This window comes from Edaphobacter sp. FHG110511_03, assembly GCF_059115365.1.
In genome coordinates this window covers 1-24571 of the sequence record NZ_JBZYWL010000020.1, presented here as the reverse complement: position 1 = coordinate 24571, position 24571 = coordinate 1, and the positions used below count along the sequence as shown (strand labels likewise).

Below are 24571 nucleotides of genomic sequence, written 5' to 3'. Positions count from 1 at the left end.
ATTGCGGCCGACGCCACTTCCAGCGCAGCCGCTTTTCCATCTCCGGCGCGTACCTCTGAACCCAACGGTAGATCGTGGAGTGATCGACGCTCACGCCGCGCTCGCCCATCATTTGCTCGAGATCGCGAAGCTGACACCATAGCGGCTGTGCCAACGCACCGCCCAAAGGATGATCTCGCCATCAAATTGACGCCACTTGAACTCTGACATGACCAGCTCCGCTCGTGTTCAGCCAATTCTCACGCGGACAACCAAACTTTGCAACAGAGCCGTCGGCATAGACCTTCAGTTCAAATCATGAAAAAAGGCGATCAGATCTGCCGCGACTGCCGCTGGCTCCTCAATCTGGGCAAAGTGGCCGCCGCGAGGAAAGATAGTCCAGCGCTGAATGTTGTAAAGGCGCTCCAGATAGGCGCGAGGCACCTCACCCTCGGGAACGCTCTGGTGCGCAAAGACGCCGAACGCTGTAGGAATGCCGATGTAGGAGGTGTCAATCGGATACCAACGATTGTCCCAATAATCTCGCATCGACGATGTGATAGTTTGCGTAACCCAATAAAGGGTGAGTGTCGCGCAGAGGAAGTCATCTGACGGCGTCAGCTCGCTCCACGAGTGCCACTTCTCACCAATGTACGCCGCCAGCCCCGCTGGGGAGTCGTTGAGTCCATAGCCGACGGTCTGCGGCTTGGTGGACTGAATTGCGCTATAGCCACGCTCCGTAGCGTTCCACCCGCGGACCGAAGCGACATACGAACGCTCAATATCAGACAGCTCCGCATCGTTCACAACGGGAGCGATGTCTGGCGTGGTGAGATGGATGCCAATAACCGATGCGGGATAGTCCATTGCAAGTATTGCCGACACTCCGGCTCCAAAGTCATAACCGCACGCGCCGTAGCGGGTGTAACCCAACTTGGACATAAGCTTATGCCAGCGCTCTGCAATATACCGATAGTTGACGCCTACCTGAGGTGGGCGTGGCGAAAATGCATAACCAGGCAAGGAAGGTATGACTAAGTCGAAATTCTGCAGCAGCGGTAGCATCTCCACGTAATCCAAGAAGCTGCAGGGCCAACCGTGAGTTAGGATCAGCGGCATACCCCGCCCTGAAACTGCCCGCTGATGCACGAAATGGATACCCTCCCAGGTGAAGTGGTTCATTGCGTTGAGTCTCTGCTCCCACGCACGCCAGTCGAACTCGTCATTCCAGTAGGACACAAGTCGCTGTAACCAACCCAATTCGGTGCCCTGTGTCCAGCCGATGCCGGATATCTGGTCTGGAAATCTTGTGCGGCGCAGCCGTGTTCGCAGATCGTCCAGAACCTCATCCGCAACGTGAATCCGAAATGATTTCACAGGAACAACTTCCTCTTCGCTATAACCAAGTATAGTCGATGGGCTTGGTGGTGCTTCTACGCCGCCATCGTACCCAATGCCTCCGAAGCCGCGCTGCAAGCAGTCATTCGTGGCAGGGCCAGTCTCAATTCAATCGTTCATACCGATGGCTGAGCAGGCTATTACGTCCTCGTCAATCTGGGCCCCGACAAGCACCTCAGGGTTGAGCACCGCGAGGGTTCCGTTCCGAAGTTTAGAAATGCGAATTTGTTAGAGTAAGAAACTGTGCCGATCGATGTTAGAAATCCATTTAAGGGGCGCCAGTATGCAGGTGAGGTGATCCCTGACAGCGGTGCGTTGGTATTTGCGATATCAGCTAGCTTACGAGCATGTGTCGGAATTATTTAAAGGAACGGGGACTTGCCGTGGATGCCAGCTGCATCTGGCGGTGGGTGCAAGCATACGCCGCGGAGTTGAACAAGCGGTGTAGCCCGCATCTGAAGGCCACGAACAAAAGTTACCGCGTAGATGAAACCTATATAAAGGTGAAGGGTCAGGAGAAGTATCTGTATCGAGCGGTGGACTCAACCGGACAGACCATCGATTTCCTGCTCACCGCCAAACGCGATGCGGCTGCCGCGAAACGATCGCCGAATTCTCCATGCGGTTTATAAACACCTCCCTCGCTAGGTTTATTCCTATTTTTTATCCACTTACCAGCCCTATATTTAGGGGGCACGCTTGTTCTCACTTCACTTCTTAAGAACGTAGGATCCTATTTTGTGACTACCTGTCGGCATCTATTGTGTCGATCAGGCAATTAAGGGCTTACCAAATACCAACGGATTGGAGGATCAATATAGGTTTATGTCCGTTCGAGCATAGGCGCTATCTTCGATCTACTCTAGGATTCAAGTACATGACCTCGCAACGGCTACGGCCGTGTTGCCCTGGGAGAAAACATTATGACAATCAGACTTTTATTTATTCCGGCTCTTTTTAATGCTGTTCTTCCACCAGAGGCTGCATGAGGGCAAATGCTGAGATCGTACAAGCCGGACCGATGAAATCGAGCAAGGTATTCGGTCAAACTATTCTCTATTATGACCTCGGCTCTGGACCTGCGTTAGTTCTTCTTCGTGGTCTGGCCAGCGATTCATTCTCTGACTGGGGTCATTAGGTGGGGCAAGGTCGAGTCTGCAATGGAGACGAAGGCGTACTCATTCACCCACCGCACCATGGGGTTTGCGGGCGGCATGACCGGCGCATGTTGGATACGGTTTGCAGCTGCTTCTGCCGGACGCGAGACCCCACCAGAATTGAGAGCACCTTAAGATGAAAATTGGCTTTATTAGTATGCCGCTCGTCGGTCACCTCAATCCAATGACCGCGCTGGCCCGCAAATTGCAGTCCCGAGGACACGAGATCGTCTTCATCGGGGTTCCTGATGTTGGCCCCTACGTCCGCGCCGCCGGACTGAATTTCGTCTCTTACTGCGACGAGGAGTTCCCCGCAGGATCATGCGCCCGCGCTGTCGCTCCGGTTGCCAAGATCCACGGCATGGAAGTAACACGCTGGACGGTCGCTGGCGCAGGCAGAGCCTTCTTCCAGATAGCGTCGCAGCACCTGCCGCGCGTACTCGCCGAAACAGGCGTTGAGGCGCTGGTGCTCGACACCATCCATATGTACCTCGAGGTCGTCCCCATGAGCCTGGGCATCCCGTATGCGCATGTATGGGCCGTCTTGAACATCGATTTTTCAGGAACCACGCTTCCTTCTACTGTGTCCGGGCCGCACGATAACACGCTCGATGCGCACGCCCGCAATCTAGAGGCATTGAAAAAGAGCGACAACTCATTCTTCGGTCTCGTACAACCTCTCGCCGCAGAATATGCCGAGCAGGCCGGCCTGAAGCTCGATTGGAGTAATCCCCCTGCAACCGTCTCCAGACATGCCGCAGCCGTCGTGTCGCAAACACCCAAAGAGTTTGACTTGCCCGGGATTCCGTGGCCTCCGACGTTCCACTATGCCGGACCCTTTTTTGATGAGGCAGGACGCCAGTCAGTCCCGTTTCCCTGGGAGAAGCTGGATGGTAGGCCGCTCGTCTATGCATCGCTGGGAACCCTGGTGAACGGCCTCGATAGCATCTATAAAACTATCCTGCCCGCGGTCGGACGAATGCCCGAAATCCAGGTGGTCCTCGCGAAGGGGAACAATATCGAGCTGGCCGATCTTGGCCCCGTCCCACCCAACGTCATCGCCGTCGACAAGGCTCCGCAACTCGAACTCCTCAAGCGTTCCGTGCTCTGCATTACCCACGCCGGACTCAATACGGCGCTTGAGTCGCTTGCACAGGGCGTGCCCATGGTGGCCATCCCTATCGGTTATGACCAGTTCGGAGTCGCTATCCGCATCGCCTACCACGGAGTCGGCGAGTTTCTTGAAGTCGACAGCCTTACCGTCGACGGCCTCCACGAGCTGATTCGGAAAGTTCTGCACGCGTCCGCGTATCGTGAAAAGGCGCAGTACTTCAGGAACGTGATTGCGAAGCGCCGTGGACTCGATGTCGCCGCCGAAGCGATCGAGCACGCCTTCGGAACAAGCCATTGAGAACCGCCCTCTGGAGGTCTCTCGGGCTCTGTTGCAAAGAATGCGAAGGTTGTGTGGGATTTGATCAGTGAGCAGGAGGGCCAGGGGTGGGGAGAAGCTCAAGAAAGACGCGCGGGAATAAACAAAGACTTGCGGTGTTTATTAATAGCTCCTAAAGAGAATGGAGGTTACGCGTCATGGCTCTGAATATCTGTACCGTTGGGGACCCTGTCTTACGACAGACCGCGCGCACGCTGTCCGCTGAAGAAATCTTGAGTCCAACGATCCAGAATCTTATTAAGAATATGAGGGAGACGATGTGGCGTGCTGCTGGAGTGGGTTTGGCAGCGCCGCAGGTTGGGGAATCCCTGCAACTGGCAGTCCTCGAAGACAGGCAGGAGTTTCATAGGAAGCTGAACGAAGCCGAGGTGAAAGAGTGGCAGAGTACCCTCTACGACTATCGCGTCCTTATTAACCCTCGGATCGAGCTCCTCTCGTCCTCCTCCGAAGTCTCGGAGTACGAAGGCTGCCTCAGTGTTCCGGGGTTTATGGCAAATGTTTTGCGAGCGCAGTCTGTTCGTGTGACCTGTCTGAATGAGAAGGCCGAACCCCAGTTCATTGAGGCAGAGGGTCTTTACGCCCGGGTTCTTCAACATGAGATTGACCATTTGAATGGCGTGCTTTATATCGATCGCATGGAGAGCGGAACCTTCACGACAATTGAACACTATAAGCGGTACATTGCACCCGCTGTGTCATTGACGCAGACTTTCCCTGGGAACGGCTAACCGGCGAGCCTATGATCTATGCCTCGATGGGAACCTGTAGCTTTGATATTTATTTGTCGTAGGTTTTTGTCGATATTTGTCGTATAGCTCACGAAGCCCCAGTAGAAGACGGAGCAGATAGTTTCGGAACCAATGGTTAAGGCGTCATTTATGGCGCAGGCTGCCTACATGCGGATCGCTTTCCTACGACAAATAATTCTAAGACGCTACGACAAATAATTCTGAAAACAACAGGCAGGACGCGCCTTACCCGTTTTAAGGCTTACGCCTCTAATTTAATACTTTCTTTGATTGGAACTGACTTGTCGCGATCTTTAAATGTGATGATCATCGGAGCAGGGACCGGTGGGCTTTGCCTGGCGCAGGCGCTACATAGCATGGGGATTCAAGTGAATGTATTCGAGCGCGACCCGTCGCGCTCTGTACGACTTCCAGGGCATCGTGTAGGTATTGATCAACTGGGGACACGGGCGCTAAGGAATTGTTTGCCAACCGATACCTTCAATCTTTTCCTGGAAGCGTGTGGCCGCACGCCAAGGTACCTTAATTATTTAACTGAGCAGATGCAAGAGGTGCTCAGTTTGGATCTCGAGGACTTCGGTGTGGGCCGCTCAACAACCAGGATGACGTTGAGACAGGTCTTGATGACTGGGTTAGAAGATCGTGTTCACTTCGGAAAGACTTTTATTCAATATACCGAGCGTGAAGGCGGAAAGGTCACTGCTCACTTCCTTGACGGGAGCACCGTAACTGCCGATCTAATCGTCGGTGCGGATGGAGCGGAATCTCGAGTTCGAAGGCAATTGCTCCCTCATGCCGTGATCCAAGATACGGGAATAGTTGGGGTCGCGGGTAAGGCTCCATGGAATCAGCAGACGCGTGCGCTCTTATCTGAGAAGGTTCAGCGGGGCGTAACGCTGATCTCCACACCGAAGGGCTTCGGCGGTGTCGTCCACGTACTCACTTTCGATAGGAGCGGGCAATACCGTGATGAGAGAGCTGATTTTCTCGAGCGATGGCCAGGGATGAATTACGACGACACCGAGGATTGTATTGCTTGGGCAGTTTGGGGATCTAAGTGGAACTGGCCGACAGATACGACAGTTATGTCGCAAGATCCCGCGGAAGTCATCTCGCTCGCTCTCACGGTGACGCACGACTGGCATCCAAATCTTAGGGCGCTCATCGGCAACACCGACTTGAGCAGTGTGCTCTATTCGAGCATACGGACGTCGGTACCCGTTAAGATCTGGGATTACAGGCCAATTACGGTGCTTGGTGACGCTATTCACCAGATGACACCAGGCCGCGGCGCAGGAGCAAATACTGCGTTGCGCGACGCGGAGCTTTTGTCAGGCCTTCTTAGAGAAGTTGCACGCGGAAGCCAATCTCTCCGAGATGCCGTTATCGATTATGAAAGACAGATGTTGAAATATGGCTTTGATGCAGTTGCAGAATCGCTTAAACGTTTCGATGGCCGGAGTCTGATGCATCGACCGGTCCTCGGTCCCGTCCAGCTGAGCTTGATTCGGGCAGGAATGCGTATCGTAAATGCCGTACCACCGTTGAAGCAAAAAGTAACCAATTCCTATTATCGCTTTCACGGAAAAGTGGTCTAAGAGCGTGAACTCTAGCGGTACGGTCCTTATGCAAATTGTGTATGAGCAAAAAATTGTGTTCGGAACGGACAATACTTCTTTTTTCGCTCAAACACAAACTACTGTTGTTTGTGCTTCGATGGTGATTCGCCGTAGATCTGCCACCCCTCCGAAATCAGCCGGGCGTATAAGTGGTCAGCAGCATCGTTCGCTAGAGATTCTTCTCGAAACCGAATCCGTACTTCTGGGTGTCATCCTCGCTTTGGTGGTCTTCCGAACCAGCAACGCTCTGCGGAGACTCCGGTGAGCCCCCTTCCTCTTTCGCTTCATCACTGAAAGCCTCGGGATGCATCTTTGTCGGATATCAGGCAACACCCATTAGGCTAAGAGATCAGCATACGGCTTTCCAGATCGTGTTCGCGAAGATAGATCGGCGCTTTCGTACAACGATAAAGTTGAGGTGGTCGTCCAATAGCTGTCTTCACATTTGTTTGCTTTCGCCCGAGAGGTGAATATGTCGCATATCATCGACGGCGTTGTAGCTTTCGGCATCATTGCAGTCTTCGTTTTCTGTGGTCGTCGCAATAAGATTTATCGGCAGATCCGCTTCCTCGTTCTTCCACCGCTTCCCATCACTGAAATAAAAACTACCGTTGTTGATGCTCAGTTTGTCTCAACTCCTCCGGATATAAGTCGACCCCGCGAAGTTGTCTAAGAGATAGCTTGGTTTATCTAATTGCAACAGCATTCTGTTTTTGTCCATACTGCCAGGCAACACTTTCGCGGCATCGTAGATGAACCGTGTGTAAGGAATACGACCGACTCCAAGCCGAGACAGACGCCGCTAACCAACATCTGGAGCTAATGGCGCAGTCAGATATCGTCTCACGACGAACAATCGAGCTGTCGGTAATGAGCTTCGAGTGGTTCATACAGTGGCACCTTACAATCTGTTCAAAATGCAGAAAAGACGGTAAAACGCTCGTCTCCACAATTAGTTTCTAGTTGGCAATAATTGTGGGTTTCAAGCACAAACGCCAGTAGTTTGTGTACGGACGATCAAGACTCAATCTGCGAATGGCTCAAACAAGTCCCTGATAAGCTTCTAGCCGCCGAATCAGGCCGCAGAAACAACAAACGCCGCCGGATTCATAACGGAGGCAGGCCAAAGGCGAAGCTGCAATGCCCTAAATGTGGGAATCAGGTGGGAGTGCGCGACCTACGTCGGCACACTCCCTCGTGTAAGTCCACCCTACCTAACAATAACCCCCTAACAATAACCCCGTCGTGATGGCACAACCAGAACAAGCATGTTAATTCTGGGGGTTGTCGAGCCTATCCGTCCACTACTTCACCACCTCCAACTTGTGCTTCCTCGGAAACACATAGCAGACCTCGCCGTCCTCAAAGCGAATGCAGACCACAGGCCCAACGATAAGCTGGTCGACGCTCTCGATCCGCCCCACCCTTCCTACGTGTGGATGATCGCTGAGGATTCTTACGCGAGTTCCGATATCGAACTTTAGCACGACAATTAACGGTATGAAACCTGCATAAAATCGGTCCTCATCTGCCGCCAACATCCTATTGCCTAGAGTTCTCATAGTGCCTTCTTCACTTTGGCCGGTATGTGCTGGTCCCAATGACAGCAAGCACATAGCCAATCCAGGTTTTCTAAGCTGCCGTCACGCTTTCCGCCCCCGAGGCCGCGCGTCCCATTCCTATGGTGCGCATGTCCAGCCGGATATCTGACCTCGCCATAGTCTGGTCAATGACGTTCTGTAGGGGAGCCAGCCGATTACATCGCCGCCGGTTCCGTAGTCCCCTCGCATCGTCCGTTGGCCCTGTTATGACATTCCTTGCGCCTGGCTTCCCACGCTTCATCTCGGCATACGTTGCCGTACCGTTCCTGCTCCCTGAGGGCGAGTTCAAAGGTCATCTTGAGACCGTCACTTTTATCGCTGCCAATGAACAGCGGTCTCATAAGTGGTGGGCAGTGAACGTGGGGACATTCGAGAGTGACTTCCGCAAGGTCGTGTCACCGGAGATGGCGCGGCACGTTGTCAAGAAGTTGCGTGCGGGAGAGACCGTGGAGTTCCCGAATCGCTACGAACTGGGAGAAGTGAAGGGCCGGTTTGGTGGAAGTTGGAAAGACTAAGGGTGTCTTGCAATACTTATTTAGATCTTCGCTTCTGCTCTCATGTCCTTGAGAATGCGCTCAAAGCAATCTAGATAGACCGTTAGTTTTGAGGGTTGATCTATCTCCAAACGCATCAGGTAAAGGAGGTTGTGAAACGCTTCAAGCCTGTTGGAGAACCCTTGCTCTTGTGTTGTCGGAGGATGTCGATCTTCTTTGTTGCCCATTGGGATTAGCCTCTAAGGGCCCTTACCAACTAAATCGAAGGGTCATCCCATACCTTGAGATGCAAAGAACCGATCCGCCGCTTAGTCGGGGTATATTACATATATCAAAGGGAATACGAGTTGTGACTCATAGCCCTACCCTAAAGCGTGTCCTCGCTGTCTCAGATGATACGGATCTCCTTCATACCCGAGTGCTTTTGCTTGAGTCTCAGGGTTATAAGGTCGAAGCAGCCGCCAACGACAATGAGGCGATGAGTCTGCTGCTAACTACCGATTTCGACTTGGTTCTCCTTGGCAGGAACTCAAGTCTGTTTGGAAGTCATCTTGATGAGCGTATCCGTCACAAATACCCCAAGATGCTCACACTGAAGATCCAGTCCGCTACTGAAGAGCTAAGTATTTATGCCTCTCGAACTGTGGACGCTGTGCCGCAGCATGTCATAGATTCTCTAAGACAGATGCTTAGGGAAGACTAGGGTTTAGCAGCGCCTGATTTATATGCCTGAGCATAAGCCTGTTCTTGTTGAGGATGGAGTTTCGTGCCTGTTTGCTTTGAGTCCTTTTCCTTCTTCGGTTTCGCTGGCTTTGCTGCTGTAGGTTTCGCTGGCTTGGCGGCGTGAGTCTTTTCTGCTGGTTGCGCGGTGTTCTGCGCGAAACAGGCTCCGGTTGAGAGTAGTATTGCGGTCGTTAAGAGCAGCCGAGCCATTAGCATTGCTGACACCCATTGGCGTATAGGATGCACAAAAGATGCCTGACCGGATGATGAGGCTTACTTGTGGTGGCCGCTACTACAGGCACAGTGACAGCTGGAGTGGTCGGATTGGCATAAACCGACGATCTCGTTTCATGTGGCCAGCCGCCGAGACGAGCTGGCAGGAAGCAGTTGAATCAATTGAAGGGAAGCTGGAGGAGTAGCGTCACGAAGCCCTCCTGCCTTGAGAGAGCATCTAATCATTACAGGAGGGTTTGGAAATGCCCTCGGAGCCTTATAGAGACAGCCAAGCTCTCCCCCGCCAGACCCCTTGTCGAACTGCGTGGATGCCGGGGAGGCTCCTCCAGGCTTCGACATCGTGTACGAAGGCGCAAACTAGGAGGTCGCCGTCAGGGCCAAGTTGTCAGAAGACGGCGACCTTTCCGATAGCGTCACATTCGGATGGTGGGCTCAACCGTTCAAGAAGCGCCGATGTCTCGTGCCTGCCTCTGGTTTTTACGAATGGACCCATGATGATCCAAAGAATAAGCGCCCGTTCGCATTCGGCCTTAGTAATGGTCAGATGATGGCCTTCGCTGGACTTTGGGACGCCTGGAAGAACCCCGTCGATGGACTCTGGCTCCAGAGTTATACGATCATCACCACGGACGCTAACGAGCTGATGATGCCGATCCACAATCGAATGCCAGTCATTCTCCACGAAAGTGAATACAACCGTTGGCTTGATCGCGAGCTTACAGAACAACCACCCGTCGACCTCCTAAGACCGTTTCCAACAGAGGAAATGGAAGTCTTTGAGGTCAATAAAGATGTAGGAAACGCCCGCAACAATTCAGCCGATTTATTGGACAGCAAGTATTGGAGATCTATTCCGAACTGCTGAGCAGACCTCAGATGTAAAGCATCTACAAACGGTCAAATAGAACCTGAGTGCCTGTGCCCGTTTCCTCCATCTACCCATATAACGCATCTCGGTTCGAACGACACAACTTGGCCGAACTCAGGGTCATCTACATCAATACTATGGCCATGCTTTGTATTAAAGGTGCGCTCTTGCACCGAAGCCTCATCGACGCTGAAGTCGCATTGTCAGCAATCCGTTCCGACGCGAAGATCGATCCTGTGATTCGTCGTAAACCGCTAGTCAACGCCGAACTCCAGTGGCTCGGACACGCGAAGCATTGTCGGATCTGTCGCGATGCTTCAAACATACCGACCGAGGTGTCCTTGGATAGAAAGAAGCCCAACCGAGGAGGGCTGTCCTAGCCCAGGAAAAGACGCCTCCATTCCCCTTATGCCTGTGGCTGAGGTTCGCCAGTGGTGGCGTCGGAACCGTGAAGTTTGACCAGTTTGTTATAGATTCCGAACAACAAGAACGGTGCAGCCCACTGGCCCACAAAGAGTGCTGCGTGATCTTTTTTAGAGATCTTGAACGTGAGTGATGCCACGATAGATACCACCGCTGCCGCAAGATACGCGCTCGATGGAACCTGCGAGGTTACTTTTTCGATTGCTGCTGTGACCTGATCTTCCTTTGCTTCCCCTTTAATCACTCGATTATCTGTCATGAGATACGTCTCCTGGTCGTAATTGGTACGATGCCGATTCGGATGTTTGCGAGGGCGGGGTGCTTAAATTTGTGCTTCGCGGCAGTTCGTGTTGGACTGAAGGACACAAAGCAAAAGCCCCAGCATGTTGGCCAGGGCTTAGCATCTAGCTTCTCCTGTAGCCCTACTTCATATACAAGTTGCTCCTGTGCTTTTGCATGGTGGGTCGGGACGTCTAAGTCCCACACATCAAAAGCCGTTTACATGAGAAGGAAGGGGCTCTTACTAGTTTTCCAAGCGCGTGGCGACCTCCTGACCGGGACGCGGCCGGGCAGGTCCTTGAAAGAGCCAGCCCGTCGAAGACCCATTGAGTTGTAGCGTGAGGAACTATTGTCGGAGATCTTTGGAATTAAGTAGCGTACGAAGGGGGCTTCTGTGCACGAGCGTTCGTAAGTCATCAGGGAGCTGCCTGACAACGTCACGGACCTCCAATAGCCCGAGACCGGTTCTCCGATTAAAGAAGCAAATGGACGGCTTGACTTAGCGATGAATGGAGGTAAGCGGAAGCGGCGACTTCCTAGGTAGGCAAGGGGCCTCCTCGCCAGCGGCGACAACCCGCACCGCCGATAGACGGCTACCCACCCAACAATCGGTATGCAACTTACTAAATAAGTCTGCACTCTTATCAACAGAACTAACTTTCAGCTAAATGGTGATCTATGAGCGTAGAGACAATGCAAGAACTTCTGGTAGATGAACTAAAGGACCTATATTCGGCGGAGAAACAGATCATCCGGTCACTTCCGCAACTTGTGAAAGCCGCTACTTCCGCGGAATTGAAGGATGCACTCACGAGTCATCTGGAAGAGACGAAGGGCCAGGTCGCACGTCTCGAAAAGATAGGTGAGATCGTTAGAAAAAAGATGACGGGCAAGACCTGTGTAGGTATGAAGGGTGTGCTCGAAGAAGGTTCGGAAGTACTTGAAGATACTGAGAAGAGTACGGTGCGGGATGCGGCACTGATATCCGCGTGCCAGCGTGTTGAGCACTACGAGATGGCTGGCTACGGCTCCGCTCGCGAGTTTGCCAAGCTGCTCGGTCAGCGTGAAGTCGCCGAGTTACTGGACGAGACCTTGGCGGAAGAGAAGGCCGCGGACAGGAAGCTTAGCGAGATTTCCAAACAGGTCAATTCCAAGGCGAAGCAAGAGGCCTAAAGGCCCTAGGAACGAAGCTTTCACTCTCGCAGCTTTGAAGGCGTCATGAACAACAATCCCAATCCGAGGCGTCTGTATGTGGGGCATATCGATGTACAGATAGACAAGAAAGACTGAGGGAGATGCCTTCGGGTCGGTTTGCAGCAACTGCTTCTAAGTTGGCTTCCCAATGGGCTTTGTTGTTGCCATCATGTTCTGGGCCGTGACAGGGCCCATCTTTCATTCCTTCGATACTTGGCAACTGATCATGCATTCCTTCGATACTTGGCAACTGATCATGAGTACCGATACAACCACCGTTACCTTGCTGATGGTGTTTCTTATTCCAAACAGCTGAAATCGCGACGCGCGAGCCTTCATCGCAAGACTCGTAAGCCCAGACTTGCGGATGATGGTCACCGGCAATTGCAGGGCAGCGTCATTCTTGTGTAATAGTGCGGTACGAGAGTATGGATGGACAACTCTAGCCTAGACATTCGCCGTCCGACAAAGTACTGTACTTCGCGTCCTCCCATCGTGCGTTGATTCGGAAGCCCGGACATCCAGTCGAAAGGTCTCAAATGAATTTTTCCGGAAGTACCCTGGCGGCGTCTGCCGTCCTTGCCGTCGTTTGTTCGGTTTCCCCTTCGCTCAGCATGGCTCAAACGGGTCAATCAGCATCGCCAGATAACTCTGGAATGAATGCCGATCACAAAAAGACCGCAGACAATCAGCCCAACTCCTCAGATGACCGTCTCACCACCGCGAAGGTGCGTAAGGCGATCATCGCAGATAAAGAACTGTCATCGTATGCCCACAACATCAAGATCATAACCATGAATGGGAAGGTGACGCTCAAGGGCCCAGTGAAATCAGAGGAAGAGAAGCAGCGGATCACTTCAGATTTGGCGAATGTTATCCCTGCTGAAAACGTTACCAACCAACTAACCGTCAAGCCCTAGTCGCCCTAGATTACGGTTCACGCTATCAAAAGTTAAGGAGTTTCCATGTCTGAGAGAAACGTTGCAGTCTTCGGTATTTACAAAACCCCCGGAACGGCGGAAGCAGCTGTAGATCACCTTCTGTCGAAGGGATTTACCAACGAGTCCATTTCGGTCTTGCTTCCTGACGATGAAAGCACACGCGCATTTGCTCATGAAAAGAGCACCAAGGCTCCGGAAGGCACTGCCACGGGAGTAGCCACCGGAGGCGCGATCGGAGGAACGCTAGGACTTCTAGCCGGCATCGGAGCCCTGGCTATTCCGGGTGTTGGCCCACTAATCGCCGCGGGACCCATTATGGGTGCACTAGCGGGCTTGGGGGTCGGTGGTGCTGTCGGAGGAATAGTGGGAGCGCTCGTCGGTCTAGGTATCCCGGAATATGAAGCCAAACGCTACGAAGGTGCAGTGAAGGGTGGCGGAACTCTCCTCTCGGTTCACTGCGGCAGCTCCGAGCAGATCGATGTTGCCAAAGCGTCGCTCAAGGAGACGGGCGCTATTGACATGTCTTCAGCTCATGAGTCGGGTACTGATGATAAGAGTGGGGGAAGAGGCACATTCGGGACTATCTCCGACGGAGATCGGATCGTGCGGAACTCCGACGAAACTGAGCCCGTCATTGTAGAAAAACCCTGACCCGCCAGGTCCATATTGATCATGAAGCCCGCTGAAAATCAGCGGGCCTCATAACGCATGCGAGCGAATCCGATCAAGCTGCCGAGCAAGTCGCTCCCCCTGCCGTTCATCAAGATCGCTTTTTAATGGAAGTCGCTTCTTTTTTACCCGGTCCTTTTGCTGCCTTTGCTTTGCCGATCGCTTGCTCCCCGGGAGATGTTGTTGCCTTCTGTGCATCATCCTGCTTTCCTCGGTCTTCGCCGTCGATCTTGCCATTGATATCACTCACAGAGAGGCCCTTTCCTCCAGCAATCTGCGAATCTACCGGATGGAGCCCGAAAGATGAATTCCATGGGCCACGCATGTCGCTGTCGCCTTCTGGACCATCTCCTGTTGACCCGTTGAAATACTCATCCACGATTCCGGGAGTCGGCTTCAGCATTCCGATCGAAAATGGCTGCTTTTCCATGCTGTCGAGGGCGGCTTGGAAAGCCTTCATGTGAGTTATCTCGCGGGTCATCAAGAACTGAAGGGTATCAATCGAGCCCGGATCATTGGTGTGGTCGATCAAGCGCTCATAAACAATCTTCGCGCGTGCCTCTGCAGCGATATTGCTACGAAGATCCACATCCAGCTCGCCGGTGATCTTCAGGTAGTTCGCCGTCCACGCATTCCCCATCGAATCAAATAGGTTTACTCCGCCACCGCCAGCAATCGTAATCAAGGGGTCCGCTTCCGCTGCTTCGCGATTGGTCTTGAGTGGCTTTAGGTGCATTCTAATCAACGCGCCCACGACCTCGAGGTGACTAAGTTCCTCTGTTCCGATATCCATAAGGAGATCGCGACGGCCTAGGTCGTCGATACAGTTCCATCCTTGAATGGTGTATTGCATCGCAGCAGCCAGCTCCCCGTTGGCTCCCCCAAATTGCTCTAACAACATATTTCCAAACCGGACATCTGGCTCACCGATATTTACGGTGTACATCAACTTCTTGACATGGTGGTACATGAGCGAACCTCACATTCAATTTGCGTGCGGCGTACATCAATACGATGCAGAGAGTGAATGAATACGCTAGCGACGTAACGCGAATCTATGAGATTTTCTACGTCGTGATGTCAGCAGACTAGTTTTGTGTTGCGCAGCTAAGCCGACCCGAAGAAGAGTTAGGCGCTATTAAGCGGCAGCTGCATACTATGCGCTTCGAGCAGCTCGATCTTCATCTCATCGGGCGGCAGTATACGAAGTAGGTGTACCGGCGGCGGTCAGAGGTCGATATCCATTCCGCATAGTCCCTCAGCCAGGGTACGCTGGTTCCTTATGGAATACCTGGTAGGAACTGCAAAGTGGGCCGTGCCAAAGGATCATTCTGCGTGCTTTCCCGCACTGGCTGAAGGAGCAAAGCTATCCCATCTTGAGCGCTATGCGAGCCGACTCAAGTGCGTAGAGATCGATCAATTCCAGCTTTCATAGACCTCACCGGCGTACGACCTGGGAGCGCTGGGCAAGGCTTCCGCCGAAACTCACCTTCGATGAAGATGTCGCACATGAGTAGGCCAATGTGACACCTGGAGACGTAAAGGGTGCTATGAACGAGAAGATGGCAAAGCCCAACTCCGAAAAGTGAGGCTAAACCGCGACTGGACCATCTCAGAGGCCCGTCAAGGATGGGCCTCTGGGCGGTTTAAGTCCAGACCACGCAGTCAAGCGTTTATGCGTCTATTCCATTACGTCTGCAAGGGAGCAAGTTCTGTGACGAACCCAAAAGACTGCGTCGTTCGAATACGCAAAAGGAGCTAGCGATGTCCCCTGCATTGAAGATGAGCTAAGAGTGACAGGAGGCGCTTCCATAGGAAGTCGGTACATGTGCCGCAATCAATTGTTTCTGTGCCCGCGTTTCACCATGCACACCAGCTGTGCGTCTAGTGCTGCTACCGCAGCATGTCGATTGTCAAGGGCCTTACGGCCAAATACATCCGGAAGAAGTTTTGCCCAAAGGGGGCGAATTGCTTTCAGCGAATCTTAGATTTAATCAACGGAATAAATTGTCACTCTGGGATATCTATTCAGTGCCTACCTAGGGTTATATCAAGGGCACGATGTCAGGGATCGTTTTGCAGCACTTCGATCCGGATATATGAAAATGAGGTTAGGGATATGGAGATACTAAGTGGAGGATGTAGAAGAGACAGAAGGGAAGCTGCGGCCTGTCGTAGCTCCCCTTCACAGTTCTGTCGCGATGAGTGATCGGCCCCGGTAATTCTGAACGAGGAGCAATGTTAATCTTCGACCGAATTGAGGGACCTGGATTGTCGATACCAGTTAGAGGGTTGGTTCTCGGCCTGTTTTTTGTTTCAGTCGAACTCTGCAGGCGTCCTGTTGGCCAGAGCCCTGTGAGGACGACTCACGGAGTCGGACTTAGAAATACTACTGGTTAGCTAGATATTTCCAATAGCCGACATTATCATTTCCAGTGAACATCGCATACGCCTGGCCCTGATTGTTGTTCTGATTCGGCACGACCATGATGTTGACCGTATGGTTCGTCTGCCATCCCGTTGCATCCTCTGTAAAATTCCTCAGCAATCGCAAGCCATCATCTAGTTCGGCGAAGTACGGATGTTGGTTAACAGCCGTAATACTTATCAACATGTTGCCATTGGGCATAAAGGCCATCGAAGGCGAGTCAAGGACCGGCGGAGGGCTACCGTTGACGTGTTGCCAGGTTGACCAGTTTTCGGCGTGCCGAGGTATAACGGCGTAGTAGAGATCGCCACCATATGTGGCTAGAGCCCACAAACGGCTGTTGAGGGAGTCGTAAGCAATGCTCGGCGCAAGAAACCCGCTTGATGGGATGACCCCACCATTCCCTATAACCCGCGAGTTAGCCCATTCACCGTCGCTTATAAATGTCGACCACCATTGACCGTCGGTGCCTATGTACCCCACGACCACTTGCAACTCGTCTATCCACGCAATGGAAGGGGGCCCAGTCGATGATTGTTGAGGAATCGGCTCCCAGTCCGTTGATAGGGTAAGGCCAGGGAGGAAAATTGAGTAATACATACGATTGTCGGTGCCGGTATGGAGGATTAGGAACTGGCCGTTGCCATAATAAGATATCGCAGGAGTATAAAAAGTCTGCGTTTCGCCGTGTCCAATCGTCATGGTGTTTCCGTCCCCTACTTGAACCCATACTCGATTGTCAGTTCCTCTAAACGTTCTTACAATGGTGTCCCCCGAAGGGTCTCTGGCTTCGGTATAGCCACTTGGCGTATTCACATTGCCTCCGCCTTGTGGTACATAGTTGTTGGATTCGCCCGGCAGCGCCTGGGCGAATGATGACAGCGTGCATGCCGCGAAAAACGCGAACAGGAATGCGGTTAAGATGATCTTGCTCAAAGTGCTGTTCGTAACGTACTTTCTCAAAACTTACAGACCTCTCAAAACGTCCAGGGATTTGCCACTTATTCATGGGTGGCCGTTCCACCGAGAGAAAACATACTCACTGCACGAATATTGGAATGAGCATGTCGTTCCCAAACATTCAAGCCGTCCCTGACTGGGTCGTATCGCTTCCCGACCTGGTGGGCCCTGGCTTCAATCGCCGGATTCTCCATGCCACCTTATAAATAACATCTCCCTCAAAGGTTTATTCCACTTACCAGCCTTATATTAGTTGGCACGCTTGTTCATACTTCATTTATTGAGAACTTAGGATTTTACTTTTAATCCACTTATAAAGTGGCGACTACCTGTCGGCATCTCTTATTTCGAATCGGACTGATGGAAGGCTATGCCAAATACCAACGAATTGGACGATGAATAGAGCTTTATGTCCGTTCGAGCATAGGATCTATCCTCGATCCACTCTAGGATCCAAGTACATGAATCTACAATCTACCCTTGCTTGCCAAAGGTAATGCAGCTACGATTTTGCGTGATCAACGCCTCCTCGGTAGTGACGATGTTCAAGCTGAACTTGGTTCGTTCGCAAGCGAATCAATCGTCACCTCGAAGTCCGGTCCATAGATTGGGCGAGGACGCTTCTTGTAGGCCACCCTTTCACTATTGGTCATGATTTTCACATCGAGTCTGTGTTCCTGTTTCGCTTTGACGACGGCCAGAGCGTGTCGCAGGCGTTTGTTCTCGACGATGGCGGCAGGGCGAACGGTCTGGTCTTTATTGAAGACGCGATAGGGAAGTACGTGACCTTGCCAGCGGACCTCATGTGGATTCTCGAAGTAATCGTAGATCTCCACGTAACGACCGGCTAGGCCCTTGGCAACTTCTGTTTGCTCGAGGATGATCTGTTTCCTGTCATAATGAAACGTCAGCTGCGCACCGACATAGCGCTGTTCACGATGCACAAGATGCCACCTAATCTGGTTCCCGTGATCTGTAGTGGGCGATGAAGGTCTTGCGAATTGGCTGGCGCGATGGCGAAGCGTTCATTGAAACGCTCGATGAACTGAGGAAGGAAGGCATTACCTGCAACGACATCACTGATGCCAGCGAGCCGGAGCTCCTTCACAAGTCGATCTTGCAAGGTTCGATTCGCGCGCTCCACTCGACCTTTCGCCTGGCTGGAGTTCGCACACAGAATCTCTATATTGAGCTCGGCGAGGGCTCTTCCGAACTGTGTCATACCGGGACCGCCTTTGGCATCACGGTTGACGCGGAATACGGTGTGCTTGTCGGAGTAGAAAGCGACTGGGGCGCCGTGTATTGTGAGATAGTCTCGTAGCGCAGCAAAGTACGACTCGGTGCTCTCGCTCTGGACAAACTTTAGCTGCATCAGGTGTGTAGCTTTCAGCTTTAAATGGCGCCGAGTTTCGGAATTATTTGGCGTATGTTTCGGGAATAATTGGCGTACGCTCGGTCAGTTTGTTCCGATCACCAGACTGTCCCGTGCCGCTTCAACGACCTCGACAGAGACATGGTGAAGTCATTCACACTGAGAACTCGTTCGATGAGCTTCGGCGGCGCGCCCACACGCATCCTCTACGGGAATTGTTAGGATGGTTTCACTTGAAGACTGGGGAAAGAAGACGTGCCAACTGTTCCGGCTCTGCCAGGAAAGCGTCGTGGCCGTGCAGCGATTTCATTTCGCGATAGTCGCAGCGGGCTCCAGCTGCTGTAATGATCGACGCGAGCGAACGAACGTCTTCCTGCGGAAAGAGCCAGTCAGTAGAAATGCCAACCAATGTGAGATGAGCCTGAATGCGACTATACGCTGCAAAGGGCGAAGGGTGGACGTGCGCCGGGTCAAAAGTATCCATGGTCCGGGTAATCGCAATGTATGAGTTGGCGTCGAATCGACTGTTGAACCTCTCGCCCTGATAATCGAGAAATCCCGCAACGTCGAAGCGACCGTCCTGTCCCGCGGCGGTGGAGATCCAAGGATCCTCTCCGTTGCGGTTAGACTTGCGATTGAAACGCTGCTCCAGCAATGCTCCCGATTTATAACTGATAACTGCCAGTGCGCGGGCCAGCGCGAGACCACGTTGTGGCTGCTCTTCGGGAGGGTAGTATCCGTCCATCCAGCGTGGATCGAGTTGGATGGCCTGACGTTGTATGTGGTTCAGCCCGAGGCCTCGCGCTCCCAGCGGTGCCATACCAATACAGATCGCACGTGCAACGCGATCTGGAAAAAGAATTGCCCATTCCAGCACTTGCATACCGCCGATCGAGGCGCCAATCGCTAGCTTCAACCTTGAAATGCCAAGAAACTCGATTAACCTAGCCTGGGCACGAACGATATCGCGGACATCTATGAGCGGAAATGTGGGGCCAAATTCCCGACCCGTCTTTGGGTCCACGGAACTGGGTCCCGTCGACCCATAACACGAACCGAAGATATTGATTCCGATAACGCAGTCGCGCTCCAGATCGAGCAGGCCACCATCACCAAAGAGTTGCGGCCACCACTCCGCCACTCGCGCTGACCCTGAAAGAGCATGACATACCAGCACAGCATTATCGCGAGACTGGTTTAAATGTCCATACATCACATAGTGCAGCGTGGGATGCGAAAGCACCTCGCCGCTTTCGAGTGAGACCATGCCGTCAAACTGAAAGTCTCCTTCGGCAAGTATGGGGCGGTGAGGACCTATCATCTTGGGTTGCTGCCGTTTGCCGTCAGAAGGGCTTGATCGATATCCGCAAGGATGTCGCGGATATCTTCAATCCCAACCGAAAGCCGCACTAGTTCCGGAGTGACACCGGTGGCGCTCTGCTCTTCTTCGGTGAGCTGCTGATGTGTGGTAGAGGCCGGATGAATGACCAGTGACTTGGTATCGCCAATATTCGCAACCAATGAAAAGAGCTTGAGCGAGTTGATAAGCGTCTTGGCTGCTTCAAAGCCGCCTTTCACTCCAAATGTGACCAACGCGCTCTGGCCGCTGGGCAAATACTTCTGGGCGCGCTCGTGATAGGCACTCGAAGCTAATCCCGGATAGTTCACCCAGGCTACGCTAGGATGCCGATCCAGATGCTCCGCCACGGCCAGCGCGTTCTGCGAATGGCGCTCCATGCGTAGGTGAAGAGTCTCCGTTCCGAGTAACAATTGAAATGAATTGAACGGTGAGATTGCGCCACCTGTGTCACGCATACCCTGCACGCGCGCTTTGATGATAAAGGCCAGCGGGCCGAAGGCATCGACGAAGGAGATCCCGTGATAGGAGGGATCCGGTTCGACAAAGTGAGAAAAGCGACCCGATGCCTTCCAATCAAAGTTGCCGCCGTCAATAATGATGCCGCCGATGGATGTTCCATGTCCGCCGATGAACTTCGTTGCCGATTCGATAACTATGTCCGCTCCCCATTCAATAGGCCGAACCAGAGCAGGTGAAGCCGACGTATTGTCGATCACTAATGGAATGCCATTCTCGTGAGCGATAGCCGCCAACACTTCAATGTCGGCAACATCGAGCTTTGGATTGCCGATCGTTTCGGTGTAGAGCGCACGAGTCTTCAGATTGATGGCGGAGCGAATGTCATCAAAGTCGTCGGCATCCACAAAACGTACCTTGATACCGAGTCTCGGCAACGTGTAGTGAAAGAGGTTATATGTGCCGCCGTAGAGCGAAGTGGTGGAGACAATCTCATCGCCCGCGCCAGCCAGAGTAAGAATTGTCAAGGTCTCAGCAGCTTGGCCGGAGGACGTCGCTAATGCCGCTGCACCACCTTCCAGCGCCGCCAAGCGCTGTTCGAATACATCGGTAGTCGGGTTCATGAGCCGCGTATAGATATTGCCGACCTCTTGCAGTGCAAACAGACGCGCGGCATGATCTGCATCGTTGAAAACATACGATGTGGTTTGGTATATAGGGACGGCCCGCGATCCGGTGGCTGGGTCCACCTTCTGCCCTGCATGCACAGCTAACGTCGCGAATTGTTGTTTGACTGACACTTCCGGCACCTACCTTTAAAACGAGATCGCGTGTCTTCCGGCTCAGACGAACCTCTATTTCAGACACACTAGAAACAACAATCGAGCGATCGGTTTTATTCCCTCGGCATCGTCATTTACAGATTTGAGAATCTGCTCGGGAGAGCACACGCTTTGCTCATAGCGCGAGCCTTCGCTGCCGTTCTCTTTCAAGGAAAATGAGCTTGAACAACGGCCGCTCGACGCTGGTGACCAGCAACCTGCCTTTCGCCGAATGGACCGAAGTGCGCGGATCGGAACGACTCATCGGCGCCCTGCTGACCGCCTCATCCATCATGCCCACATCCTCGATATGAACGGCGACAGCTACCGTCTCAAGCAAAGCCGCCGCAAACGTATCCCGACCGCAAAGTTCACCACCCTCAAGACTGCCGGCAAGCCTTTCTGTCGCTACCGGCTGCGAGGAGTACCTGCACGAACGACTCTCCTTGCTTGAGCAACAGCTTGAGACGGTCAACATCCTGGCATCCGCGAATCAGTTGCCCGATGCCAGCATCACTGATGCAGGACTGAAGATCACGCCACTCGATGCGGCAGTTCCAGAAGCAGCGCAGCAGATGATCGATCAAACGGCGATGATGCTGCCGCACGTCAAGATCACGGAACTGCTTTTGGAGGTCGATGCGTGGACCGGCTTCACGCGTCACTTCACCCATCTCAAGAGCGGCGAGCCTGCCAAATACAAATCTCTGCTGTTGACCGCGATCCTGGCTGATGCGATCAACCTCGGGCTGAGCAGAATGGCCGAGTCGTGCCCAGGCATGACCTACGCGCGACTGTCCTGGCTACAGGCCTGGCACTTCCGCGACGAGACTTATTCGAAGGCTCTGGCCGAGCTGGTCAACGCCCAGTCCCGTCATCCATTTGCCGAACACTGGGGCGACGGCACAACCTCATCGTCCGACGGACAGCAGTATGGCGCTGAGCCGGGACGGACGTTCTACACTCACCTCTCCGATCAGTTCGCGCCGTACCACGCGAAGGCCATCAACGTGGGCGTCCGTGATGCTACCTATGTGCTCGATGGCCTGCTCTACCATGAGTCGGACCTGCGCATCGAGGAACACTACACCGACACTGCAGGCTCTACCAATCACGTCTTCGCGCTCATGCATATGCTGGGTTTTCGCTTTGCGCCGCGGCTCCGCGATTTGGGAGAGACAAGACCCTACGTGCCAAAGAGAACGCCGGCATACACCGCCCTGAAACCCATGATCGGCGGCACTCTCCAATTCAAGAGCATTCGTGCCCACTGGGATGAAATCCTGCGTCTGGCCACTTCGATCAAACAGGGCACGGTCACCGCTTCGCTGATGCTGCGCAAGCTCGGCAGCTATCCACGTCGGAACGGGCTCGCCGTTGCGCTCCGCGAGCTTGGTCGCATCGAGCGCACACTGTTCATCCTAGACTGGCTGCAAAGCGTTGACCTGCGTAGGCGAGTGCATACTGGCCTGAACAAAGGTGAAGCTCGAAACGCGCTCGCCCGGACTGTGTTCTTCTATCGTCTCGGCGAGATCGGCGATCGCAGCTTCGAGCAGCAGCAATATCGCGCCAGCGGGCTCACCTTGGCCACCGCCGCCATCGCGTTGTGGAATACCGTCTACCTCGAACGAGCCACCAACGCTCTACACAACAACGGTCACGCCTTCGATCCAGCGCTGCGAAAGCATCTCTCACCGCTCGGATGGGAACACATCAATCTCACCGGCGACACCGCAAGACTCCGCAAGAACAAGTTCAGGCCGCTTCGGCAGCCCTAACGTACGATATGGTCCGTTTTCTGAAGGGACCCCTGGGCCGTCCGAAAAGTTAAGGCATCCCGCCGAGGTGAGTTTCCGAATGCGCGGGAGTACTCACGGCTGAACTGGGACAGGCTTGCGTATCCCACGTCAAAAGCGGCTGTTTCAACATTCGCGTCACCGAATATCATCATCCGCCGTGCTTCCAAAAGCCGAAGCTGCTTCTGATACTGAAGCGGAGCCATGGACGTAACAGCTTTGAACTGCCGAAAGAAGGTAGTCGGGCTCATGTTTGCGGCTCGGGCGAGATCTTCGATCCGGAGGGATTCGCGAAAGCGATCGCGGAGCAGATGAATCGTCTGCATGAGGTTGCGATCGTGTCCCCTGTCCAGCAATAGCGCCTGCGCCCCGCGGGGACTGTTCAGCAGCCAGTAGCATAGCTCGCGCATGATTGCTGGATACAGAGCCTTGATGGCCTTGGGCCTGTGTTGAACCTCTAGGAGTTGGACCGCGCGCAGAGCACAATCGACCAGCTGGTCATTCATCTCCAGAACGAACGCAACGCACGCCGTATCCTTTTTTCCAGCCTTCTGTTCCAACTGAATGTCGTCCGCCACAGTTTGCAACATTTCCAAATCAAGCTCAAACACAAGCCCCAGGTAAGGTTGGGTACTGCTCGCGGCAAATGCCGTGCCGCGGGTCGGCATATCGATTGTCACCACCAGGGCCTCGCCGGCGCTGAAGTCGTAGCGCTTCGTGCCGAAGGTCGCGACCTTGCTTCCCTGAACCGTCATGCAGAGGGCTGGCTTAATCAAGCACTGCATGGGTTGCTTCATCGGGTTGGAACGACGAATGGATAGACCCTCGATCGGAGTGGTCATCAAGTTTGCTCCAGCGTCCGCTTCGGTATGCCGATGCAGATAGGTTGCGAGCTCTGACAGCTTCGCGGAATGGGTACGTTGCTTCATATCTACCTCAGTATTTCATGGACGGATTAGGCGTGTTTCTGGAAGTGTCCGGCATTCACGTAGCCCGGTGCAGAGAAGTACCTTCTCAACAGAGGCTGCTATGAAGTAACTCAGCTTCAAGAGATGGGTCTTGCATTCTATAGAACAATTGGCTTCGGCCCCAACATGAGCGGACATAAGGAATAGAACAATGAAACTGACAGGCAATACGGTCTTCATCACAGGCGGGGGATCAGGCATCGGGCGCGGTATTGCGGAGTCTCTTCATAATCTCGGTAGCAAGGTCATCATCTCTGGCCGGCGGCAAAGCCTTCTGGAGGTGACTACGGCCAATCCAGCAATGGGATCCCTGGAACTCGAGAGCGCATCCAGCACAGCGTCCGTTCGCAGACACTCATCGAGCGGTATCCAGACCTGAACGTCGTCTTCAACAACGCTAGCATCATGCAGTTTGATGATGCGGAGGGCACCATCGATGAAAACTTGCTAACTTCCACTATCACCACGAATCTACTTGGTCCGATTCGGCTGACCTCGGTAGAGAAACGCGCCTTGAGACGATGTCCTTCTCGATCTGTTGAAGTGTCATCTCGAAATCAAGATTGAGGAAGACTCTATCGAAATGGCGCGCGGATACTACTTCCGACTTCGATGCGAATTCCTATGCTCGA

General features: G+C 53.3%; 19 protein-coding genes and 5 pseudogenes. 14 read left to right on the top strand and 10 right to left on the bottom strand.

Annotation, left to right across the window (positions count from 1 at the left end):
* Both AC5S26_RS29200 and AC5S26_RS29195 read right to left on the bottom strand, forming a co-directional pair.
* Positions 1-210: pseudogene (locus tag AC5S26_RS29200) on the bottom strand (IS6 family transposase); the annotation flags it as partial.
* A 75-nt stretch (positions 211-285) separates the two neighbouring features.
* The gene (locus tag AC5S26_RS29195; RefSeq protein WP_494188467.1) at positions 286-1356 is read right to left on the bottom strand and encodes an epoxide hydrolase family protein; all 1071 of its coding nucleotides are present in this window, start codon (positions 1354-1356) and stop codon (positions 286-288) included.
* 270 nt (positions 1357-1626) lie between these two features.
* Between AC5S26_RS29195 and AC5S26_RS29190 the strand changes: the two are divergent.
* From AC5S26_RS29190 to AC5S26_RS29170, 5 genes and pseudogenes are all read left to right on the top strand, one after another.
* Positions 1627-1982 (top strand): annotated as a pseudogene (locus tag AC5S26_RS29190) (IS6 family transposase); the annotation flags it as partial.
* A 688-nt stretch (positions 1983-2670) separates the two neighbouring features.
* Positions 2671-3945, top strand: a complete 1275-nt coding sequence (locus AC5S26_RS29185) for a glycosyltransferase (RefSeq protein ID WP_494188466.1) — start codon at positions 2671-2673, stop codon at positions 3943-3945.
* 176 nt (positions 3946-4121) lie between these two features.
* Positions 4122-4712 carry a peptide deformylase gene (gene def / locus AC5S26_RS29180; RefSeq protein ID WP_494188465.1) on the top strand — a complete coding sequence of 197 codons (591 nt, stop codon included), beginning with the start codon at positions 4122-4124 and terminating at the stop codon, positions 4710-4712.
* Between the two features lie 323 nt (positions 4713-5035).
* Positions 5036-6331: an FAD-dependent oxidoreductase gene (locus AC5S26_RS29175; protein ID WP_494188464.1), complete on the top strand. Its 1296-nt coding sequence runs from the start codon at positions 5036-5038 to the stop codon at positions 6329-6331.
* Positions 6332-6824: 493 nt separating this feature from the next.
* Complete coding sequence (locus AC5S26_RS29170; RefSeq protein WP_494188463.1) at positions 6825-7025, top strand: hypothetical protein; 201 nt, start codon at positions 6825-6827, stop codon at positions 7023-7025.
* 631 nt (positions 7026-7656) lie between these two features.
* On the opposite strand, the gene AC5S26_RS29165 is transcribed toward AC5S26_RS29170, so the two are convergent.
* Positions 7657-7914 carry a hypothetical protein gene (locus AC5S26_RS29165; protein WP_494188462.1) on the bottom strand — a complete coding sequence of 86 codons (258 nt, stop codon included), beginning with the start codon at positions 7912-7914 and terminating at the stop codon, positions 7657-7659.
* 245 nt (positions 7915-8159) lie between these two features.
* Here AC5S26_RS29165 and AC5S26_RS29160 point away from each other — a divergent pair, with 245 nt between their 5' ends.
* Positions 8160-8468 carry a hypothetical protein gene (locus AC5S26_RS29160; protein ID WP_494188461.1) on the top strand — a complete coding sequence of 103 codons (309 nt, stop codon included), beginning with the start codon at positions 8160-8162 and terminating at the stop codon, positions 8466-8468.
* A 1318-nt stretch (positions 8469-9786) separates the two neighbouring features.
* Positions 9787-10269, top strand: a complete 483-nt coding sequence (locus AC5S26_RS29155) for an SOS response-associated peptidase (protein ID WP_494188460.1) — start codon at positions 9787-9789, stop codon at positions 10267-10269.
* A 409-nt stretch (positions 10270-10678) separates the two neighbouring features.
* Here AC5S26_RS29155 and AC5S26_RS29150 read toward each other — a convergent pair whose 3' ends face one another.
* Positions 10679-10954, bottom strand: a complete 276-nt coding sequence (locus tag AC5S26_RS29150; protein ID WP_494188459.1) for a hypothetical protein — start codon at positions 10952-10954, stop codon at positions 10679-10681.
* 713 nt (positions 10955-11667) lie between these two features.
* Between AC5S26_RS29150 and AC5S26_RS29145 the strand changes: the two genes are divergently transcribed.
* The 4 genes from AC5S26_RS29145 to AC5S26_RS29130 all read left to right on the top strand — a co-directional run bounded on the left by AC5S26_RS29145 (position 11668) and on the right by AC5S26_RS29130 (position 13760).
* On the top strand, positions 11668-12147 hold the full coding sequence (locus tag AC5S26_RS29145; RefSeq protein WP_494188458.1) for a ferritin-like domain-containing protein: 480 nt from the start codon (positions 11668-11670) through the stop codon (positions 12145-12147).
* Between the two features lie 169 nt (positions 12148-12316).
* Positions 12317-12484: a low affinity iron permease family protein gene (locus AC5S26_RS29140; RefSeq protein WP_494188457.1), complete on the top strand. Its 168-nt coding sequence runs from the start codon at positions 12317-12319 to the stop codon at positions 12482-12484.
* A gap of 223 nt (positions 12485-12707) precedes the next feature.
* Positions 12708-13088, top strand: a complete 381-nt coding sequence (locus AC5S26_RS29135; RefSeq protein WP_494188456.1) for a BON domain-containing protein — start codon at positions 12708-12710, stop codon at positions 13086-13088.
* A 45-nt stretch (positions 13089-13133) separates the two neighbouring features.
* Positions 13134-13760 (top strand): DUF3341 domain-containing protein, encoded by a 627-nt coding sequence (locus AC5S26_RS29130; protein WP_494188455.1) that lies wholly within the window; start codon positions 13134-13136, stop codon positions 13758-13760.
* Positions 13761-13869: 109 nt separating this feature from the next.
* On the opposite strand, the gene AC5S26_RS29125 is transcribed toward AC5S26_RS29130, so the two are convergent.
* The 5 genes and pseudogenes from AC5S26_RS29125 to AC5S26_RS29105 all read right to left on the bottom strand — a co-directional run bounded on the left by AC5S26_RS29125 (position 13870) and on the right by AC5S26_RS29105 (position 21154).
* On the bottom strand, positions 13870-14748 hold the full coding sequence (locus tag AC5S26_RS29125; protein ID WP_494188454.1) for a manganese catalase family protein: 879 nt from the start codon (positions 14746-14748) through the stop codon (positions 13870-13872).
* 1419 nt (positions 14749-16167) lie between these two features.
* On the bottom strand, positions 16168-17142 hold the full coding sequence (locus tag AC5S26_RS29120; RefSeq protein WP_494188453.1) for a PLL family lectin: 975 nt from the start codon (positions 17140-17142) through the stop codon (positions 16168-16170).
* A 635-nt stretch (positions 17143-17777) separates the two neighbouring features.
* Positions 17778-18541, bottom strand: a pseudogene (locus AC5S26_RS29115) (ISNCY family transposase); the annotation flags it as partial.
* Positions 18542-18767: 226 nt separating this feature from the next.
* A complete protein-coding gene (gene metX / locus AC5S26_RS29110) occupies positions 18768-19859 on the bottom strand; it encodes a homoserine O-acetyltransferase MetX (protein ID WP_494188452.1) in 1092 nt (363 codons plus the stop codon).
* Positions 19856-21154, bottom strand: coding sequence for an O-acetylhomoserine aminocarboxypropyltransferase/cysteine synthase family protein (locus AC5S26_RS29105; RefSeq protein WP_494188451.1), 1299 nt, complete (start codon positions 21152-21154; stop codon positions 19856-19858). Before AC5S26_RS29105 ends, metX begins: the two co-directional genes overlap by 4 nt.
* A 253-nt stretch (positions 21155-21407) precedes the next feature.
* Between AC5S26_RS29105 and AC5S26_RS29100 the strand changes: the two are divergent.
* Together AC5S26_RS29100 and AC5S26_RS29095 are read left to right on the top strand one after the other, a co-directional pair.
* A pseudogene (locus tag AC5S26_RS29100) lies at positions 21408-21491 on the top strand (hypothetical protein); the annotation flags it as partial.
* A gap of 39 nt (positions 21492-21530) precedes the next feature.
* Positions 21531-22953: pseudogene (locus AC5S26_RS29095) on the top strand (Tn3 family transposase); the annotation flags it as partial.
* Here the strand turns inward: AC5S26_RS29095 and AC5S26_RS29090 are convergent.
* Complete coding sequence (locus tag AC5S26_RS29090; protein ID WP_494188450.1) at positions 22950-23900, bottom strand: AraC family transcriptional regulator; 951 nt, start codon at positions 23898-23900, stop codon at positions 22950-22952. The pseudogene AC5S26_RS29095 and the gene AC5S26_RS29090 sit on opposite strands and share 4 nt — an antisense overlap.
* Positions 23901-24090: 190 nt before the next feature.
* Between AC5S26_RS29090 and AC5S26_RS29085 the strand changes: the two genes are divergently transcribed.
* The gene (locus AC5S26_RS29085) at positions 24091-24318 is read left to right on the top strand and encodes an SDR family NAD(P)-dependent oxidoreductase (protein WP_494188449.1); all 228 of its coding nucleotides are present in this window, start codon (positions 24091-24093) and stop codon (positions 24316-24318) included.
* The last annotated feature ends 253 nt before the right edge of the window (positions 24319-24571 follow it).